This window comes from Panacagrimonas sp. (genome assembly GCF_965216805.1).
Classification (GTDB): domain Bacteria; phylum Pseudomonadota; class Gammaproteobacteria; order Nevskiales; family Nevskiaceae; genus Panacagrimonas.
Genome location: NZ_CBDCGN010000003.1, coordinates 295,169 through 314,042 on the forward strand (window position 1 = coordinate 295,169; position 18,874 = coordinate 314,042).

Genomic DNA, 18,874 nt, shown 5'->3' on the forward strand with positions numbered 1-18,874 from the left:
CCGTCTTGCGCTCGACGCGGCGACACGCGATGTCCGACAATCGATCACCATGCCGGATACCCTGCGTCTGGTTGCCGCACAGCTCAACCTTTGGGTGGGCGACATCGAAGGCAACGTCGAAAAGATCATTGGCGCCGCCGTCCGGGCACGCGACGTGCTGGGCGCCGACCTTATCGCGTTTCCCGAACTCGCCATCCTCGGTTACCCGCCGGACGACCTGCTGCTGCGCTCGGGCATCCCGCCCGCGGTCGACGCCGGCCTGGGCCGTGTCCGCGATCAAGTGCAAGGCATCCACGTGGTGGTCGGCTACCCCGAGTACGCCGAGGAGGGCATCTATAACGCCGCCGCGGTGTTTCGCGACGGCCAGACCGTGCGCCGCTATCGCAAGCGCCTGCTGCCCAACTATGGCGTGTTCGACGAGAAGCGCCACTTCCTGCCCGGCAACAGCGCCTGCGTGTTCGATCTCAAGGGCGTGCCCGTGGGCCTGTGCATCTGCGAGGACATCTGGGGTCCGGGCCCGGCGGATGAGAGCCGCGATCTGGGTGCGCGGCTGATGATCAACCTCAACGCCTCGCCGTTCGCCCTGGGCAAATCCACTCAACGCGAACAGGTGCTGCGCGCGCGCGCGACGGAAACCGGCCTGCCCGTGCTCTACGTTAACCAGGTCGGCGGGCAGGACGATCTGCTGTTCGACGGCGACTCCCAGGCGGTGGGCACCGACGGCCAGGTGAGCTTTCGCGCGCCCGCGTTCGAAGAAGCGCTGGGCGTGGTGAGCTTCGACGGCCAGACCCTGACGGGCCAGATCGAGCCGCGCCCCGCAGAAGCCGCGGTGGTATATCGCGGTCTGGTGCAGTCGGTGCGCGACTACGTGAACCGCAACGGCTTTCCGGGCGCGCTGATCGGCCTGTCGGGCGGCATCGACTCGGCGCTGGTCGCCGCCATCGCCGCCGACGCGCTGGGCCCGGAGCGGGTCTGGGGGGTGTCACTGCCCTCGCGCTACACCTTGGACATGTCGAACGACGACGCCCGCATCGAAGCCGAGGCGCTGGGCATCCGCTATTCGGTGCTGCCCATCGAACCGACCTTCACCGCGCTCAACACGACCCTGGCGCCAACCTTCGTCGGTCGCGACATCGACATCACCGAAGAGAACATGCAGTCGCGCTCGCGCGGAGTGCTGCTGATGGCGCTGTCGAACAAGTTTGGCCACGTGGTGCTCACCACCGGCAACAAGTCGGAAATGGCGGTGGGCTACGCCACGCTGTACGGCGACATGTGCGGCGGCTTTGCGCCGATCAAGGACGTCTACAAGACCCTGGTGTTCGAGCTGGCGCGCTATCGCAATACCCTCTCTCCCGTCATTCCCGAGCGGGTGCTGACGCGGCCGCCTTCGGCCGAGTTGCGCCCGGACCAGAAGGATTCCGACTCGCTGCCGCCCTACGAAGTGCTGGACCCGGTGCTCGAAGCCTACGTGGAGGACAGCCGCTCGATCTCCGAGATCGTGGCCATGGGCTTCGAGGACGCAGTCGTCAAACGCGTTGCAGGACTGGTGCGGCGCTCGGAGTACAAACGCCGGCAAGCGCCGCCGGGCCCCAAGGTCACGCGCTGCGCGTTCGGCCGCGAACGGCGTTACCCGATTACCGCGGTCTACGGCGACGTCTGAACCTCGCCGGTCATCGGCACGAAGCGCACCGATCCCAGCCGCTGCTCCGTGAAACCGTCTTGCGTGCGCAGGATGCGCAGCATGGTCTGGCCGCGGTCGTCCTGTTCGCCCAGCGGCAGCACCATGCGCCCGCCCACCGCGAGTTGGTCACGCAGAGGCTGCGGAATCCTGCCGGGCGCAGCGGTGAGCAGGATGGCGTCGAAGGGGGCGGCTTCGGGCCAGCCGCGGTAACCATCGCCGGTGCGCAGAAACACGTTGGCGTAAGGCAGAGTGTTGAGGAGCTGTCGTGCGCGCAAGGCCAGCGCTTCGACGATCTCGATGGAATAAACCTGCACGCCCAGTTCGGCCAGCACCGCAGCCTGATAACCGGAGCCGGTGCCGATCTCCAGGACTTTTTCGTCGCCGCGCAGTTGCAGGGATTCGGTCATCCAGGCCACCACGTAGGGCTGCGAGATGGTCTGTCCGTGGCCGATAGGCAGCGGCCGGTCCTCATACGCGCGCGCGGCCAGCTCCGGTGGCACGAAGCGCGCGCGCGGGACTCGGCGCATGGCGTCCAGAACCCGCTGGTCGCGAATGCCACGACCACGCAGGTCGTGTTCGATCATGCGTTCGACGGCGGCATGGCGCACTTCGGATTCCTGTGCAGGCAGCGGCGATGCCATCAGTAACGCGACGAGTACGGGCCAGATGCGAAGCATCGTCGTGGCGACGCGCCGGTGGGCGTTCAGCCCTGCGGCACCTTCTTCCAGTCGGCCAGGAATTTTTCCAGGCCGATGTCGGTGAGCGGGTGTTTGAACAGCATCTGGAACACCGAGTAAGGCAGGGTGCCGACGTGGGCGCCGGCCTTGGCCGATTCCAGCACATGGATCGGGTGACGCAGGCTGGCGGCGAGCACCTCGGTCTTGAAGTTGTAATTGCGGTAGATCTGAACGATCTCGCGTATCAGCAGCATGCCGTCCTGGCCCACATCGTCGAGCCGCCCCACGAACGGACTGATATATGTTGCGCCCGCCTTGGCCGCAAGCAATGCCTGCAGCGGCGAAAAACACAGGGTGACGTTGACCTTGCGCCCGCTGTCGGTCAGCGCCTTGGTGGCCTTGAGCCCCTCGGGCGTCAGCGGGCACTTGATCACGATGTTGGGGTGTATCGCGGAAAACCCTTCGCCCTCGGCAATCATGCCGGGCGCATCCAGGCTGATGGTTTCCACGCTGATGGGGCCGTCCACAATCCTGACGATGTCGTCCACCACGTCACGCAGCTTGCGACCGGTCCTGGCAATCAGCGAGGGATTGGTGGTGACGCCGTCGACCAGCCCGGACGCCGCAGCCTGGCTCAGCTCGCCGATATCGGCGGTATCGAGAAAGAACTTCATGCGATCAGGTCCGGTTCGGTGAACAGCGCACTGGCAGCGGGATCGAAGCCCGACATCGCCAAGGCGGCTTCGGCAGTTTCGGTCACGGTGACCGAAATCGTCTGGCTATCGCTCAGGCTGCCATCGGTGACCGCGACGATCACCTCATAGATATTGTTCTCGTCGGCGTCGGCGGGGGCATCGAAGTCGGGCGCTTCCAGAAAGCTCAGCAGGCCGGTGAGCGCATCGATCTCGAACAGATCGGCGTCGGCGCCGCCCATGATGCCGAAATCCAGTGTGTCATCGTCGGGGTCGCTGGCCAGCACGGTGGCGACCTCGGTGTCGCCCTCGACGACGTCCACCGCAGCAGTGTCGGCGCCTCCGCCGCTGTCGATGGTCGGCGCCTGGTTGTCCTCGTCGACATCGGTGATCTCGACGCTCAGGGTCTGGCTGTCGCTGAGGCTGCCGTCGCTGACGGTGACGATCACCTCGTAGACGTTGTCCTCGTCGGCATCGGCCGGCGCTTCGAAGTCCGGTGCGTCGGCAAACGTCAGTTCCCCGGTGGTGGCGTCGATCTCGAACAGCTCGGCATCGGCGCCGCCACCCAGGCTGTAGGTCAGGGCGTCGCCGGCATCGGCGTCCGTGGCCACCACGGTGGTGACTTCGGTTTCGTCCTCGGCCAGCTCGATCATCGCGCTGGCGCCGCCGCCGTTGCTGGTGATCTGCGGCGCGGCATTCTCCGCCACATTGGTGACCGTGACGGTGATGGTCTGCATGTCGGTGAGGTCACCGTCGCTGACCGTCACCTGCACCACGTAGGTGTTGTTGGTGCCGCTGTCCTGCCGATTCTCGAAATCCGGCGCGGCAATGAAACGCAGCACGCCGCTGCTGGCGTTGATGGTGAAAAACTCACGGTCGGCGCCGCCGCTGATGCTGTAGGTCAACGTGCTGTCTTCATCGACATCGGTGGCGACCACCGTGGTCACAGCCGTGGTGTTTTCTGCCACGTTGAGCGCCGCGCTGCTGCCACCGCCGTTGCTGGTGATGATGGGCGCCTCGTTGCCTTCCTCGTCGACGTTGGTCACCGTCACCGCGATCGTCTGCGCATCGCTCAGCGTGCCGTCGCTGGCGGTGACGACGACGTTGTAGACATTGTTGCTGCCGGTGTCCTGCGGCGATTCGAAGTCCGGTGCGGTAGCAAAGCGCAATGCACCGGTGCTGCCGTCGATGGCAAAGCGCGAGGCATCGGCACCACCGGTGATGCTGTAGGTGACGGGGTCGGCGTCGGCATCGGTGGCCACCACCGTGGTCACGGTGGTCGCGTTTTCGGCCACGTTGACGGCGGCGCTGGTCCCGCCGCCATTGCTGGTGATGGCGGGCGCGCGGTTGGTGGGATCCACCGCGCCATCGTCGTCGTCATCGCTGTCGGCGACCACGGCGATGGTGCCGATCAGCGCTGCACCGCCTGCGCGTATCCAGAAGCCTTCCGGTGCCCAGCCGGATTTTTTCTCCGCTGCAGGGGAGGCTTCGGCGCCGGAGTACGCACCACTTCCCGGGGCCGGTGCTGCCTGCGCAGCCACTGTGGTGCCGTCGACCGCCGTGGAGTGCTCGCTGGCCGCGACCTCCATCGGCGCGGCTTCCTCGCCGTCGTCGGTGTCGTCTTCGTCGTTCTGGCGTCGGCGCAGTTCGGCCATGATCTGCGACGCGATCGTCGCGGATTCATCTGCGGGGTCATGGGGTAACGGCGCTGTCGGGGACACGACAACGGCAGGCCCGGACATCGATGCGCCAGCCGACTCGCTTGGCGCGACCTGCAAACTGCGGTCTTGCGCCCCTGCGCCGGCTTCCAACCGACCCTGCCCTGCGTTTCCACCACCAAGACTCACGCTCATAGTTTCTCCGGACGTTTCGCAACGGAACACTCGAAACCCGTCGTGGTGGCTGGCGGGGTCAGCCGCAGCGCGAAAATCGTCGCCGGATTCGAACGGCCCCGCTTGTCGACGCCGTCAACTGCCGGTCGGCCTTGGGGGCCGCGCGAGTTTACCGTTGCTCAGCCTGGGAAGCGCGGCAGGTCGTCCCACACCCGGCGGTCGTGCGCGGGCACGATGATCAACTCGGGCCACATCTTCTGCAGGCGATGCAGGTGCACAATCTGGCTGCGTACGGCGGCGGCATCGTGATCCACCATCAGCCGCGACAGCAGCGGTCGTTCAGCCGGCAGTTCGATGCCCTCGGCCTGCCACACCAGATCGCCGATCAGCGCATAGTGCTTGCCGTCCTCGGTGTGGACGAACGTGAGCATCGCACCGGGGGTGTGGCCGGGCGTGGGCACCACCACCACGCTGCCGTCGCCGAACACGTCGAAGCTGCGCTCGAAGCCCAGGTAGGGCGTCTCGCGATAGTTGAACGGAGCCACCGGCAAAAACCCGAAACTCTTGGCCAGCGCGGCGGCAGGGTCGTCGCTTTCCATGAAGTCGGCCTCTTCCTGGCTGACCATGATCTGCAGTCCGGGAAAGTCGGGTATGCCGCTGACGTGATCCCAGTGCGCGTGGGTCAGCACGATGCGCGAGATCTGCTTGTAGTCGTAGCCGGCCTCGGCGAACTGCGCGGCGACCGTACGCTCCGGGGTGTAGTCGGTCATCGTCCGCATCAGCCAGGGCAGAGACTGCACCTGCTCGTCGACGTTCTCGCCAAAGCCGGTGTCGAACAGCAGATGCGCCGCCGGATGACGCACCAGAATGGCGCCCATGCCGAACACCCGCTCTTCGGTGAAACTGCCGCCACGATAGGCGAACGCCGCCCTGGAGCGCATGCGCCCCGCGTAGATGGCGGACAGGCTCACCCCTGCTACCGTCGGCGGATCGATCAATACGATGGGGATGTTCTCGGTGACCGGCAGGGTCGCCGGCCGGAAGCTCACCCCGATCGCGACCACTGCCGCCACCAGCAGCAACAGCACCCCGATTCCGATTTTCTTCATGCTCGACCGTTCCCCCGTTCGGCGCGTCTGCTGCGCGCATGGCCCCGCCAAGAGCCCGAGTTTATTGAAAAGGCCGCCGCCGGGTGGCGCGGCCGCTGTGCGCGGCGGCCCGACAGGTCACAATCCGCCCCTGGCCTGAACCGAGATGAGAAGCGCATGACGGCAATCCGCGCCTCGATCCTGCTGCTCCTGGGCGTGCTCGCCCACAGCGCCGTGCGGGCGAACGACTGGCCCGCACCGATCACCGATTACCTGCAGACACTGGGCGCGGTGGAATCCGCTCCCGCGCGCAGTTCGCTGGAACCCTTGTTCGTCGCCGCGCTGGCGGTGCAGGACCACACCATGCACATCCAGGACAGCCAGGCCTGGCTGGAAACCCTGCCGGACGCGGAGTTCGACGAGCTGCAGCGCCTGCTGCGCGGAATGCGGCTGTCGCGCGGTTACGACGTCTACGCAGCGCCCGACCCCGAGTTCTTCCGCCAGCTGTCGCTGGACAAGGGGCTGGATCAGGATCGGGCGTTCTTTCGTCGCTACCGGCAGAGCTGGGGCGACGACCTGCTGCCGACCTACCTGCGTCAGACCTCGCGGGTGGCGCCCTGCGTGCGCTATTCCGAAGGCATCGTGCCGGATCTGTATCTGGCCTGGACCGACTTTCGCCGCGCGTTTCCCCAGGCCTATGTCGGGTATGCCCGCCAGTTCGTCGCAGACCTGGAAGAGACGGTGACGCTGGGCACCTGTGCCTGCGGCGACCAGGACAGCGTGGAACACGAGCTGAGCGGTTTTCTTACCCTGTTCGCGCAGTCGCCGGCGACGCCGGGCATCGTGGCGCGCCTGCAGCAGCTGGAAGACGATCCCGAAAAGCTGCCGGTGAATTGTCGCTGACCCGATTTTTCGTTCCCGCTTTCCGCTACCGGAGTTCCCAATGTCCGAGAAACTGCTGAGCCTGCAACGTATCGTGGAAAAAGCCATCGACGACGGTGCCACCACGGTGGAACAGGTGCACCTGTCCATTGCCAGCATGCCGTTCGACGCGCTGGAAAAGATCGACGCGCTGCAAAAGCCGGTGCAACAGGTGCGCGACGTGCACGACCACACGGTGGGCAACATCTACGAGACCATCCGTCTGCTCAACGACCGTGCCGGCGAAATTGCGCGCGGCCTGCTGGGCAAGTCCGAACAGAAATAGGGCCCGGCGGCTTTTGATCGCCTGTGCGTACCGCCAGGAGTCCGGCGTCGCCGGAGGAGACGGTTGTGCTGAAATCGGTTGCTAGACGCTTCCGCTGGGCGGCGGAAAAGGCGATGCCTGAAGCGCTGACCCTCACCCTGCTGCTGAGTCTGGTCACCCTGCTCCTGGGCGTGGTGGTGATGCGCCAGACACCGATGCAGATGGTGCAGCACTGGTATGGCGGCTTCTGGGACTTTCTGGCCTTCGGCATGCAGATGACCCTGATCCTGGTCACCGGATACTGCCTGGCGATGGCGCCGCCGGTGCAGCGCGGCCTGGCTGCACTCGCGGGCCTCCCGAAGACACCCGCGGCCGCGATCACGCTCACCGCCCTGGTCGCCGCGGCTGCGTGCTGGATCAGCTGGGGATTCGGCTTGGTGATCGGCCCGATCCTGGCGCGCGAGGTGGCCAAGCGGGTGCCGGTGGATTACCCGCTGCTGGTGGCGGCGGCATATAGCGCCGCGCTGTGCGCGCTGGCGATGGGCCTGACCATCACCGCGCCGATCCTGGTCGCCACGCCGGGACATTTCCTGGAAGCGGAAATCGGCCTGATCCCGCAGTCGCAGACCATTTTCGGTCCGACTCTGATGGTGACATCGGTGCTGGCTTTGACCGGTGTGATCTGGGCCTATCGGCGCATGCTGCCGGATGCGCACGAGGCGGTCATCGTCAGCCCCGAAGCGCTCGCTCGGATGGACCCGCCGCCGCCGGCGGCCACGCAAGGTCCACGGCGCATGGCCGAACGCCTGGACGACAGCCGCCTGCTGGCGTGGACCCTGGGCGCCGGCGGAATGGCGTGGATAGCCTATCGGTTCGCCACGCAGGGCTTCGAGCTGGATCTCAACATTCTCAACTTCGCCTTCCTGATCCTGGGGGTGGTGCTGCACGGCAGCCTCAAGCGCTACGCCGAAGTGTTCGCCAACGGCGTGCGCGCGGCCTCCGGGATCATCCTGCAGTTCCCTTTCTACGCCGGCATCATGGGCATGATGGCCGGCTCCGGGCTGGTGCTGACCATCGCGCAATGGACAGTGTCCATCGCCACGCCACAGACCTTCGGCTTCGTGTCCATGCTGTCGGCGGGGCTGATCAATATCTTCGTGCCTTCGGCCGGCGGCCAATGGGCCATCCAGGGCCCGGTGCTGGTGGAAGCCGCTCGTCAGCTCGGTGTGCCGGCCTATGTGGCGGTCAACGGCTTTACCGTTGGCGACTTGTGGACCAACTTCCTGCAGCCCTTCTTTGCCCTGCCGGCGCTGGGCATCTCGGGGCTAGGGCTGAAGGACATCTGGGGCTATTGCCTGATCACGCTGATCATCTTCGGCCTTGCCGGCATGGTGGGCACCTTGCTGGTGCCGATGCTGATCGGCTGAGCCACCCGGCTTCGGCGTCCTTCGCCGGTTGCCGGGCTCAGCGTGGCAGGTCGGAAGCGCCCATCAGGAATTCGTCGACCGCTTGCGCAGCCTGTCGGCCTTCGCGGATCGCCCACACCACCAACGACTGGCCGCGGCGCATGTCGCCGGCGGCGAAGACCTTGTCGACATTGGTCTTGTAGCAGCCAGCGCCGTCGGTGGTGGCCTTGGCGTTGCCGCGAGCGTCCTTGTCGACGCCGAAGGCTTCAAGCACCGGCGCCGCCGGCGAGACGAACCCCATCGCCAGCAACACCAGATCGGCCTTGACCTCGAACTCGGAATTCGGCACTTCGGACATCTTGCCGTCCTTCCACTCCAGGCGCGCGCCGATCAGTTTTTCCACCTTGCCGCTCTTGCCTTCGAAGCGCTTGGTCGCCACCGACCAGTCGCGCTCGCAGCCCTCTTCGTGCGAGGACGAGGTGCGCAACTTGATCGGCCAGTATGGCCACACCAGCGGCTTGTTCTCCTGCTCGGGCGGCTGCGGCAGAAGCTCGAACTGGGTGATGCTGGCAGCGCCGTGCCGACGGCTGGTGCCGACGCAGTCGGAACCGGTATCGCCACCGCCGATCACCACCACGTGCTTGCCGGTAGCCTTGATCTGATCCTTGACCTTGTCGCCCGCGTCCACCTTGTTCTGCTGCGGCAGAAATTCCATTGCGAAGTGGATGCCCTTGAGTTCGCGACCCGGTACCGGCAGGTCGCGACCCTGTTCCGAGCCGCCGGTGAGCAACACCGCGTCGAAGGCTTCCATCAGCTCGGCTGGCGTCACCGACTCCTGCGCCCAGTTGGTGATGTCGCTCAGCGGCGCGGCGCCGACGTAGACCCCGGTGCGGAAGCTCACGCCCTCGGCCTTCATCTGCTGAATGCGTCGATCGACAATGCTCTTGTCGAGCTTGAATCCCGGAATGCCGTAGCGCAGCAGCCCGCCGACGCGATCGTTCTTTTCGAATACGGTGACGTCATGGCCGACACGCGCCAACTGCTGCGCCGCCGCCAGACCGGCGGGACCGGAGCCGATCACGGCGATCTTCTTGCCGGTCTTGACCGTCGCCGGCTGCGGCAGGATCCAGCCGTTTTCGAATCCCTTTTCGACGATGAACAGCTCGATGGACTTGATGCCCACCGGATCGCGGTTCACGTTGAGCGTGCACGCCGCTTCACAGGGCGCGGGGCAGACACGGCCGGTGAATTCGGGAAAGTTGTTGGTGGAGTGCAGGGTCTCCAGCGCGCCCCGGTAGTTCTGGGTATAAACCAGATCGTTCCAGTCGGGAATGATGTTGTTGACCGGACAGCCCGACATGCAGAACGGCGTGCCGCAGTTCATGCAGCGTGCTGCCTGGGTCTTGGCCTTGTCGTTCTCCAGCACCAGAACGAATTCCTTGTTGTTCTTGACCCGCGATTCGACCGGCAGATAGGACTCCTTCTGCCGCTCGAACTCGATGAAACCAGTGACCTTGCCCATTGGGGTGCTCCGTCCTCAACACAACATCAAAATCGGCACGCAAAGACGCAAAGAAGTAGCGAAGAAGGGAACACAGGGCCATCCTCCAGCCTTTGCGATGTTCTCCGCGTCCGTTGCGATCTTCCCTGGCGTGATTCTTTCGGCGATCAGGCCGCAACTGCATCTCGCTTCGCCGCTACCTGCCTGGCGGCGTGCATCTCGCCCAGCGCGCGCCGGTACTCGTGCGGGAATACCTTCGCGAATTTCGCACGCGACGCCGACCAGTCGTCGAGCAGATTGCGCGCACGCGTGCTGCCGGTGAACTTGAAGTGGCGTTCGATGAGGCTCTTCAGAATCACCTCGTCGGCGAGCGGCTCGCCGCCACGCGCGGTCGCATGCCACAGACTGCGATCGAGCTTGGCGTCCTGCTCGGCGCTGGTCATCAGCGCTTCCAGTGCCACCATGTCGGAATTGCATTTCTTCGCGAAGTCGTTCTGCGGGTCATAGACATAGGCGATGCCACCGGACATGCCGGCCGCGAAGTTGCGTCCGGTCTCTCCCAGCACCACCACAGTGCCGCCGGTCATGTACTCGCAGCCATGATCGCCGGTGCCCTCGACCACCGCGGTGGCGCCGGAATTGCGCACCCCGAAGCGCTCGCCGGCCACGCCGTTGAAGAACGCCTCGCCCTCGATCGCACCGTACAGCACGGTGTTGCCAATGATGATGTTGTCGACCGCGCGTCCGCGAAACTCGGTGTTCGGTCGCACGATGATGCGGCCGCCCGACAGGCCCTTGCCAACGTAATCGTTGCCTTCGCCGACCAAGTCCAGGGTGATGCCCCGCGCCAGGAATGCTCCGGCGGATTGCCCGGCGGTGCCCTGCAACTGGATGTGGATGGTGTCATCCGGCAGGCCGTCGTGGCCGAAGCGGCGCGCGACCTCCGACGACAACAGCGTGCCGACGGTGCGGTTGATGTTCTTCACCGGCGAGATGAAGGACACCCGCTCGCCCTTCTCCAGCGCTGGCATCGCCATCGCAATCAGCTTGCGGTCCAGCGCCTTGTCCAGGCCGTGATCCTGGGTGAGCACTTGGTAACGCGGCTCCGACGTTTCGGGTTGATAGAACACGCGGCTGAAATCCAGGCCCTTGGCTTTCCAGTGCGACACGGCCTTGGACTTGTCCAGCAGGTCGGAGCGCCCGATCAGCTCGTTGAACGTGCGGATGCCCAGCTGCGCCATGATCTGGCGCACTTCTTCGGCGATGAAGAAGAAGAAATTCACCACGTGCTCGGGCTTGCCGGCGAATTTCTTGCGAAGCACCGGATCCTGTGTGGCCACGCCCACCGAGCAGGTGTTGAGGTGGCATTTGCGCAGCATGATGCAGCCCTCGACGACCAGCGGCGCGGTGGCGAAGCCGAACTCGTCGGCGCCGAGCAGCGCGCCGATCACGACATCGCGACCGGTCTTCATCTGGCCGTCGGCCTGCACCTTGATACGGGAACGCAGGCCGTTGAGGACCAGCGTCTGCTGGGTCTCGGACAGGCCCAGTTCCCAGGGTGCGCCGGCATGCTTGATCGACGACTGCGGCGAGGCGCCGGTACCACCGTCGTGCCCGGCGATGACCACGTGGTCGGCCTTCGCCTTGCACACGCCCGCAGCGATGGTGCCGACACCCACTTCGGCCACCAGCTTGACCGAGATATCGGCCTTGTCGTTAGCGTTCTTGAGGTCGTGGATAAGCTGCGCCAGATCCTCGATAGAATAAATATCGTGGTGGGGCGGCGGCGAAATCAACCCGACGCCTGGCACCGAAAAGCGCAGGCGCGCGATGTACTCGCTGACCTTACCGCCGGGCAACTGGCCGCCTTCGCCGGGCTTGGCGCCCTGCGCCATCTTGATCTGGATCTGATCGGCGGAATTCAGATACTCGGTGGTCACGCCAAAACGGCCGGCCGCGACCTGTTTGATGCGCGAGCGTAAAGAATCCCCAGCCTGCAGCGGGATATCGGCTTCGACCTGCTCGACCCCGATGACGGAGGCCATGGTGGCGCCGTCCTTGACCACGATGCCCTGCTGTTCCAGGCGGTAGCGCACCGGGTCTTCACCGCCTTCACCGGTGTTGGACTTGCCGCCGATGCGGTTCATCGCCACCGCCAGGGTGGCGTGCGCCTCGGTGCTGATCGAGCCCAGCGACATCGCACCAGTGGCGAAGCGCTTGACGATCTCTTTTGCCGGCTCCACCTCGTCCAGCGTGATCGCCTTGGACGGATCGATCCTGAATTCGAACAGGCCGCGCAAGGTCATGTGGCGCTTGGACTGATCGTTGATGATCTGCGCGTATTCCTTGTAGGTGGAGAAGTTGTTGGCACGGGTGGAGTGCTGCAGCTTGGCGATCGCGTCCGGCGTCCACATATGCTCTTCGCCGCGCACGCGCCACGCGTATTCGCCGCCGGCGTCCAGCGCATGCGCGAGCACGCGGTCGTTGCCGAAGGCCAGTCGATGCAGGCGCAGTGCTTCTTCGGCGATCTCGAACACGCCGACGCCTTCGACATTGGAAGGGGTGCCGCTGAAGTACTTGTCGATCACCGCGCGGTTGAGGCCGATGGCCTCGAAGATCTGCGCGCCGCAGTAGCTCATCCAGGTGCTGATGCCCATCTTGGACATCACCTTGAGCAGACCCTTGTTGATCGCTTTCTTGAAGTTATAGACCGCCTTTTCAGGCGACAGCTCGCCCGTGAGGCCCTGCGCCATGTCGGCAAGGGTCTCCATCGCCAGGTACGGGTGGATCGCTTCGGCACCGTAGCCGCCGAGCAGCGCAAAGTGGTGCACCTCCCGCGCCGAGCCGGTTTCCACCACTAGCCCGGTGGACGTGCGCAGACCGCTGCGGACCAGATGAAGATGGATGGCCGAGGTCGCCAGCAGCGCCGGAATGGCGACATTTTCGGCGTCCACCTTGCGATCCGACAGGATCAGGATGTTGTGGCCGTCCTTGATCGCGTCCACCGCCTGCGCGCACAGGGAGGCCAGGCGTGCTTCCACGCCTTCGTTGCCCCAGGCCGCCGGATAACAGATGTCCACCACGTGCGACTTGAACTTGCCGCGGGTATGCGAAGCGATCACCCGTAGCTTGTCCATGTCGGACGGGTCGAGAATCGGCTGCGTCACTTCCAACCGCATCTGCGGATTGAGATTGGCGGTGTCGAGCAGATTGGGCTTGGGACCGATGAACGAGACCAGCGACATCACCATCGCCTCGCGGATCGGATCGATCGGTGGATTGGTGACCTGCGCGAACAGCTGCTTGAAGTAGCTGTAGAGCAGCTTGTTCTTGTTGGACATGACCGCCAGCGGCGCATCGTTGCCCATGGAGCCGGTGGCCTCTTCGCCGTTGGCCAGCATCGGCGCCATCAGGATGCGGATGTCTTCCTGCGTATAGCCAAAGGCCTGCTGGCGATCCAGCAAAGGCACGCCGGATTCGAGCGGCACGGCGTTGGCATTCGCGATCGGCTTGAGCTCGTCGAGCTTGATGCGCACGCGGTTGATCCATGCCTTGTATGGCTCGGCACTCGCGTAGGTGTCCTTGAGTTCCTCGTCGTCGATGATGCGGCCTTCTTCGAGGTCGATAAGGAACATCTTGCCCGGCTGCAGGCGCCACTTGGAGGTGATGCGCGCATCCGGAATCGGCAAGGTGCCGGACTCCGAGGCCATCACCACCAGATCGTCGTCGGTCACGATGAAGCGCGCCGGGCGCAGGCCGTTGCGATCCAGGGTCCCGCCGATGTAGCGGCCATCGGTGAACGCGAGCGCCGCCGGCCCGTCCCAAGGCTCCATCATCGCCGCGTGGTACTCGTAGAACGCGCGGCGGTTGTCGTCCATCAAAGTGTGGTTCTCCCACGCCTCGGGCACCATCATCATCATCGCCTGCGCGATCGGGTAACCGGCCATCACCAGCAGTTCCAGCGCGTTGTCGAAGCAGGCCGTGTCCGACTGCCCTTCGTAGATCAGCGGGAACAGCTTCTTGAGGTCGTCGCCCAGCTCGGCGGACTTCATCACCCCCTCGCGGGCGCGCATCCAGTTGAAATTGCCCTTGACCGTGTTGATTTCGCCGTTGTGCGCGATCAGACGGTACGGGTGCGCCAACGGCCACTCCGGGAAGGTGTTGGTGCTGAAACGCTGATGCACCAGCGCCAGCGCCGAGACGCAGCGAGGATCCTGCAGGTCCTTGTAGTAGATGCCGACCTGCTCGGCCAGCAGCAGGCCCTTGTAGACCACCGTGCGCGCCGACATCGACGGCACGAAGAACTCGCGGCCGTGGATCAGCTGCAGCTCGCGGATCGCATGCCCGGAGGCCTTGCGGATCACGTAGAGCTTGCGCTCCAGCGCGTCGGTGACGAACACGTCGGCGCCGCGGCCGATGAAGATCTGCCGGATCACCGGCTCCTTGGCGCGCACCGTGGGCGACATCGGCATGTCGCGATCGATCGGCACGTCGCGCCAGCCCAGCACCACCTGGCCCTCCTCGGCCACGGCACGCTCGATCTCCTGCTCGCAGGCGATGCGTGAGGCACTCTCCTTGGGCAGAAAGATCATGCCGACGCCGTACTCGCCGAAAGGCGGCAGTTCCACACCCTGCCTGGCCATCTCCTCGCGGTACAGTTGGTCGGGAATCTGGATCAGGATGCCCGCACCGTCGCCCATCAGCGGATCCGCGCCCACCGCACCGCGGTGCTCCAGATTGCACAGGATCTGCAGGCCTTGACCGACGATGGAGTGGCTCTTGCTGCCCTTGATGTGCGCAACGAAACCGATGCCGCAGGCATCGTGTTCGTGGACCGGGCTGTACAGGCCGCGGGCCTGGGCTTGCTGGGTCTGGTGCTGCATGGCCTACCTTTGCATTGAGCAACGCGGAACCTCGGAGCATAGGCCACCGCAACTTCGATGCCAAGCAGATAATTTAGGGTCAGAAACTAAATAAGCTGTGGCCGGGTGCGGCACGCTTAAATTGGGGACAGATTAATCGCGAGGGCCGTCCGGGGTGATTCGCGCCTGCCGACGCGGGCGACCGGCATGGCGGCGTACCACGCGCCGCTGAGTGCGATCAGCCAGAGCGGCCAGATAAGTCGGGTCGCCCAACGGCCAGCCCCTGAGCAGCAGCGTGGTGATCGCTTCCCGCTGGGCGGGCGGCAATTCGCGGCGCAGGCGCTCCAGGTAGCGGGCTTCGCGCTCGAACGGTGTGTTGCCCAGGGTCCACAGCAGCGCATGCGGAACCACCGCCGGGTCGTGCGTACCGTCGCTGTAATGCGCGCAACTGGACCAGCCATAGCGCTCCGGTCGCACCACCAGTCCGGCCAGGACCGGCAGGCTGTCCAGGTAGTGCATGCAATCCAGCAAATAGAGCTCGGCCTGCAGCGGCGCACCACGGTAGCGTCCCTCCCACAGGGTGCCGTTACGCTGATGACGCCGATTGAAATACTGCACGTAGCGGCGACCCAAGGCCTGCATCATCTGCGGCAGCGCCGCGCAGGTAGCCGGGGTCAGCAGCAGATGGGCGCGATCCTCCAGCAGGCAGTAGGCATGCAGATCGGTTCCGCTGCCGCGCGCCGCGTCGGCCGCCGTGGTGACCCAGTGGCGCCGGTCGTCGTCGTCACGGCAGATCGAGACGCCACCGTTGCCACGCAGCTCGACGTGGTGCGGTTCGCCGGGGACGACGAGGCGGGGCAGGCGGGCCATCGGCTGGGTTCGGGTCGGCGGAATACCGGGGGTGGATGTCCGGTCTGGCAAGCATCAGGGCGAGCACCCCGTCAGCACTGACGCTGCGGGGATCCGACCGAGGCTGGGCCAAGCCGGGCGACAGCAATGACGCCGCGAGCCCGCCGGCGGGTGGATTTCACGTAACGAGAGCGGCGGTGCGGTGGGATCGCCGTCAAGGCGAGTCGGTGCCGACCGCAGCAAGCAGCGCGGGGCTTTCATCAACGCAAACGCCGGGGATCGAACAGACGTTCATGTTCGTCCAAAGCGTAGCGGTCCGTCATCCCCGCAATGTAATCGGCCACTGCGCGGGCGCGACCGGTTTCTCCGTGCTGGCCTTCGCGCTGCTGCGACTGCGCGAAAAATTCCGGTGGCATCAGCCGTGCGTCTTCGAACAGGGCCGCGAACAGCTCGCGAACCACTTTGCGGGCCTTGGTCATGACCCGGTAGACGCGGTGATGCAAGTACAGGTTGTCGCGCAGGAAGGTCTTCAATTCCCGGTTGGCGGCGCCGATCTCGGCGCTGTAAGCGATCAGCGGCTGCGATTGCCGGCGCACGTCGTCGATGTGTGTCGGCGCGGCGGCGTCAATGCGGCTGCGGCTGTGCGCGATCAGGTCGAGTACCAGGGTGTTGATGATGGCGCGGATGGTTTCGTGCCGTTCCTGCTTGGGCCCGATGCGGCCGTAAGTGGCGCGCGCCGTATCGTGATGCCGCGCAAACAGCGGCACTTCGCGCAGTTGTTCGATCTGCAGCAGGCCGGCGCGCAGACCGTCGTCGATATCGTGATTGTTGTAGGCGATCTCGTCGGCCAGATTGGCGATCTGCGCTTCCAGGCTCGGTTGGCTGCGCTCGATGAAGCGCAGCCCGACCTCGCCCAGCGTCCGCGCATTGGCCAGCGAGCAGTGCTTGAGGATGCCCTCGCGGGTCTCGAAGCACAGATTGAGGCCGCGGAACTGGGCGTACTTGTCCTCCAGTTCGTCCACCACCCGCAACGACTGCAGGTTGTGCTCGAACCCCCCGTAGGCCTTCATGCACTCGTTAAGCGCATCCTGCCCGGCATGCCCGAACGGGGTGTGTCCGAGGTCGTGCGCCAGTGAGATGGTCTCGCACAGGTCCTCGTTGAGGCGCAGCGTCCGTGCCACGCTGCGGGCGATCTGCGCCACTTCCAGGGAATGCGTCAGCCGCGTGCGGAACAGATCGCCCTCGTGATTGACGAAGACCTGGGTCTTGTACTCCAGCCGGCGGAACGCCGCGCTGTGGACGATGCGATCGCGATCGCGCTGAAACTCGGTGCGCAACGCCGGCGGCGGTTCGGTGTGTCGTCGCCCCCGACTGCGTGCCGGGTCGGCGGCGCAGGGGGCGAGGTCCATCAGACCGAGACGGCGAAAGCGTGCGCGGGGCCGGCCCCTCCAGGCCCGGCGCCGCAGAACTTGTCCAGGGTGGCCTCCAGCGCGGCCTCGTCGAAGTCGGCAGACAGCACGGCCTCGCCGATGCTGCGCAACAGCACCAGACGCAGCTTGCCGCCCTTGACCTTCTTGTCCAGACCCATGATGCGATGGAAGTCCGCGGGCTGCATGCCTTCTGGCGGCAGGGTCGGCAAACCCACCCGTCCGAGCAGACGGGTGGCACGGTCCAGTTCGATGGCCTTGATCCACCCCATTCGATGGGACAGGTCCGCGGCCATGCACATGCCGGTGGCAACGGCTTCGCCGTGCAGCCATTCGCCGTAACCGCTGAAGGTCTCGATGGCGTGGCCAAAGGTATGGCCCAGATTGAGCAGCGCGCGCGGTCCGCCGGAGACGCTCTCGCGTTCGTCCAGACCCACGATGCGCGCCTTGATGGCGCAGCAGCGCTCGATGGTTTCGGCGACGAACTGGGGCTCCAGCGCCAGGATGCGATCCAGGTTCTTTTCCAGCCACCCGAACATGATGGGATCGGCCAGCAGCCCGTACTTGATGACTTCGGCCAGGCCCGCGCGCAACTCGCGCGGCGGCAGGGTGGACAGGGCCTGGGTGTCGGCGATCACCGCGATGGGCTGGTGGAACGCGCCGATCAGGTTCTTGCCGCGCTCGTGATTGACTGCGGTCTTGCCGCCGACCGAAGAATCGACCTGGGCCAGCAAGGTGGTGGGAATCTGCACGAAGTCGATGCCACGCTGGTAGACCGCCGCACAGAAACCCGCGAGATCGCCGATGACGCCGCCGCCCAGGGCGATCAGCGCGGCGTCGCGACCCAGCCGCGCCGACAGCATCCAGTCCAGCACGCGGCCGGCCTGGTCCCAGCTTTTCTCCGACTCGCCGGGCTCCAGGATCAGACATTGCTCGTCCGCCAGGCGCAGCGCCGTCTGCACCGCGGCCAGGTGATGGTCCGCCACGTGGCGATCGGTCAGCAGCATCGCACGGCGACCGCGCAGGGCCTGATAGCTGGCGGCATCTGCCAGCAAGCCGCTGCCGATCCGAATCTGATAGCTGCGGGTGCCGAGTTCGACGTTTAGGATGCGGGAGGTCGTCATAGGGGTCCGGCCGCGCTGCGCTCCAGGTGCTGCTCGATGTCGCGTACCAGCATCTTGGTGTTGCGGCCGTCGGTGGTCAGCACAAGGTCGGCGATTTCGCGGTAGAGGGGATCGCGGAAGTTCAAAAGATTCTGCAGGATTTCGCGCCGGTCCGCGCCGGTGCGCAGCAGCGGTCGATGGCCCGAACGCGACGTGCGTGCAAGCTGTTGGTCGACACTGGCATGCAGGTAAACCACAAAACCGTGCGCCGCAAGATTGCGACGGTTATCGGGATCCAGAACGGCGCCGCCGCCGGTGGCGAGCACCACACCGTCGAGCCGACACAGCGCCGCGATGACGCAGCGCTCGCGCTTGCGGAAGCCGCACTCGCCTTCCTTCTCGAAAATGTACGGGATATCGACCCCGGTGCCGGCCTCGATCTCGTGGTCGCTGTCGACGAAGGTCATGCCGCGCGCGAGCGCCAGCCGTCTGCCGACCGTGGTCTTGCCGGCCCCCATCGGGCCCACCAGAAAGATATTGCCGCGCAAGGATGCTTCGCCAGGTTCC

General features: G+C 65.4%; 14 protein-coding genes. 4 read left to right on the forward strand and 10 right to left on the reverse strand.

From position 1 onward, the window contains the following. Positions 1-49 precede the first annotated feature (49 nt). Positions 50-1,663, forward strand: coding sequence for an NAD+ synthase (locus tag ACOOHP_RS14560; protein ID WP_420467207.1), 1,614 nt, complete (start codon positions 50-52; stop codon positions 1,661-1,663). On the opposite strand, the gene ACOOHP_RS14565 is transcribed toward ACOOHP_RS14560, so the two are convergent. The 4 genes from ACOOHP_RS14565 to ACOOHP_RS14580 all read right to left on the reverse strand — a co-directional run bounded on the left by ACOOHP_RS14565 (position 1,648) and on the right by ACOOHP_RS14580 (position 5,994). Continuing rightward, on the reverse strand, positions 1,648-2,325 hold the full coding sequence (locus tag ACOOHP_RS14565) for a protein-L-isoaspartate(D-aspartate) O-methyltransferase (protein ID WP_420467208.1): 678 nt from the start codon (positions 2,323-2,325) through the stop codon (positions 1,648-1,650). The two genes, ACOOHP_RS14560 and ACOOHP_RS14565, sit on opposite strands and share 16 nt — an antisense overlap. 62 nt (positions 2,326-2,387) lie before the next feature. Further along, the gene (fsa, locus tag ACOOHP_RS14570) at positions 2,388-3,035 is read right to left on the reverse strand and encodes a fructose-6-phosphate aldolase (protein WP_420467209.1); all 648 of its coding nucleotides are present in this window, start codon (positions 3,033-3,035) and stop codon (positions 2,388-2,390) included. Next, positions 3,032-4,708 carry a cadherin domain-containing protein gene (locus ACOOHP_RS14575; RefSeq protein ID WP_420467210.1) on the reverse strand — a complete coding sequence of 559 codons (1,677 nt, stop codon included), beginning with the start codon at positions 4,706-4,708 and terminating at the stop codon, positions 3,032-3,034. Before ACOOHP_RS14575 ends, fsa begins: the two co-directional genes overlap by 4 nt. Before the next feature lie 356 nt (positions 4,709-5,064). After that, positions 5,065-5,994: an MBL fold metallo-hydrolase gene (locus tag ACOOHP_RS14580; protein WP_420467211.1), complete on the reverse strand. Its 930-nt coding sequence runs from the start codon at positions 5,992-5,994 to the stop codon at positions 5,065-5,067. A gap of 156 nt (positions 5,995-6,150) precedes the next feature. Here ACOOHP_RS14580 and ACOOHP_RS14585 point away from each other — a divergent pair, with 156 nt between their 5' ends. From ACOOHP_RS14585 to ACOOHP_RS14595, 3 genes are all read left to right on the forward strand, one after another. Next, positions 6,151-6,876: a hypothetical protein gene (locus ACOOHP_RS14585; protein ID WP_420467212.1), complete on the forward strand. Its 726-nt coding sequence runs from the start codon at positions 6,151-6,153 to the stop codon at positions 6,874-6,876. A 40-nt stretch (positions 6,877-6,916) separates the two neighbouring features. Beyond that, positions 6,917-7,180: a hypothetical protein gene (locus ACOOHP_RS14590; RefSeq protein ID WP_420467213.1), complete on the forward strand. Its 264-nt coding sequence runs from the start codon at positions 6,917-6,919 to the stop codon at positions 7,178-7,180. A 65-nt stretch (positions 7,181-7,245) separates the two neighbouring features. Continuing rightward, positions 7,246-8,586: a short-chain fatty acid transporter gene (locus ACOOHP_RS14595; protein WP_420467214.1), complete on the forward strand. Its 1,341-nt coding sequence runs from the start codon at positions 7,246-7,248 to the stop codon at positions 8,584-8,586. Between the two features lie 37 nt (positions 8,587-8,623). On the opposite strand, the gene ACOOHP_RS14600 is transcribed toward ACOOHP_RS14595, so the two are convergent. From ACOOHP_RS14600 to ACOOHP_RS14625, 6 genes are all read right to left on the reverse strand, one after another. After that, positions 8,624-10,087, reverse strand: coding sequence for a glutamate synthase subunit beta (locus ACOOHP_RS14600; RefSeq protein ID WP_420467215.1), 1,464 nt, complete (start codon positions 10,085-10,087; stop codon positions 8,624-8,626). Positions 10,088-10,233: 146 nt separating this feature from the next. Then, positions 10,234-14,949, reverse strand: a complete 4,716-nt coding sequence (locus ACOOHP_RS14605; protein ID WP_420467216.1) for a glutamate synthase-related protein — start codon at positions 14,947-14,949, stop codon at positions 10,234-10,236. Positions 14,950-15,081: 132 nt separating this feature from the next. Beyond that, the gene (locus ACOOHP_RS14610) at positions 15,082-15,798 is read right to left on the reverse strand and encodes a transposase (RefSeq protein WP_420467217.1); all 717 of its coding nucleotides are present in this window, start codon (positions 15,796-15,798) and stop codon (positions 15,082-15,084) included. Positions 15,799-16,037: 239 nt separating this feature from the next. After that, positions 16,038-17,186, reverse strand: a complete 1,149-nt coding sequence (locus ACOOHP_RS14615) for a deoxyguanosinetriphosphate triphosphohydrolase (RefSeq protein WP_420467218.1) — start codon at positions 17,184-17,186, stop codon at positions 16,038-16,040. After that, positions 17,186-18,328: a 3-dehydroquinate synthase gene (aroB, locus tag ACOOHP_RS14620; RefSeq protein WP_420467219.1), complete on the reverse strand. Its 1,143-nt coding sequence runs from the start codon at positions 18,326-18,328 to the stop codon at positions 17,186-17,188. The genes ACOOHP_RS14615 and aroB overlap by 1 nt, the downstream gene beginning before the upstream one ends. Continuing rightward, positions 18,325-18,825 carry a shikimate kinase gene (locus ACOOHP_RS14625; protein ID WP_420468720.1) on the reverse strand — a complete coding sequence of 167 codons (501 nt, stop codon included), beginning with the start codon at positions 18,823-18,825 and terminating at the stop codon, positions 18,325-18,327. The genes aroB and ACOOHP_RS14625 overlap by 4 nt, the downstream gene beginning before the upstream one ends. Between the last annotated feature and the right edge of the window lie 49 nt (positions 18,826-18,874).

Bases quoted from the DNA above. Each gene is read 5' to 3' on its own strand.
- ACOOHP_RS14605 (WP_420467216.1), bottom strand. From the start codon at position 14,949: ATGCAGCACCAGACCCAGCAAGCCCAGGCCCGCGGCCTGTACAGCCCG.
- ACOOHP_RS14615 (WP_420467218.1), bottom strand. From the start codon at position 17,186: ATGGACCTCGCCCCCTGCGCCGCCGACCCGGCACGCAGTCGGGGGCGA.
- ACOOHP_RS14610 (WP_420467217.1), bottom strand. From the start codon at position 15,798: ATGGCCCGCCTGCCCCGCCTCGTCGTCCCCGGCGAACCGCACCACGTC.
- aroB (WP_420467219.1), bottom strand. From the start codon at position 18,328: ATGACGACCTCCCGCATCCTAAACGTCGAACTCGGCACCCGCAGCTAT.
- ACOOHP_RS14590 (WP_420467213.1), top strand. From the start codon at position 6,917: ATGTCCGAGAAACTGCTGAGCCTGCAACGTATCGTGGAAAAAGCCATC.
- ACOOHP_RS14560 (WP_420467207.1), top strand. From the start codon at position 50: ATGCCGGATACCCTGCGTCTGGTTGCCGCACAGCTCAACCTTTGGGTG.
- ACOOHP_RS14600 (WP_420467215.1), bottom strand. From the start codon at position 10,087: ATGGGCAAGGTCACTGGTTTCATCGAGTTCGAGCGGCAGAAGGAGTCC.
- ACOOHP_RS14585 (WP_420467212.1), top strand. From the start codon at position 6,151: ATGACGGCAATCCGCGCCTCGATCCTGCTGCTCCTGGGCGTGCTCGCC.
- ACOOHP_RS14565 (WP_420467208.1), bottom strand. From the start codon at position 2,325: ATGGCATCGCCGCTGCCTGCACAGGAATCCGAAGTGCGCCATGCCGCC.
- fsa (WP_420467209.1), bottom strand. From the start codon at position 3,035: ATGAAGTTCTTTCTCGATACCGCCGATATCGGCGAGCTGAGCCAGGCT.
- ACOOHP_RS14625 (WP_420468720.1), bottom strand. From the start codon at position 18,825: ATGGGGGCCGGCAAGACCACGGTCGGCAGACGGCTGGCGCTCGCGCGC.
- ACOOHP_RS14575 (WP_420467210.1), bottom strand. From the start codon at position 4,708: ATGGCCGAACTGCGCCGACGCCAGAACGACGAAGACGACACCGACGAC.
- ACOOHP_RS14580 (WP_420467211.1), bottom strand. From the start codon at position 5,994: ATGAAGAAAATCGGAATCGGGGTGCTGTTGCTGCTGGTGGCGGCAGTG.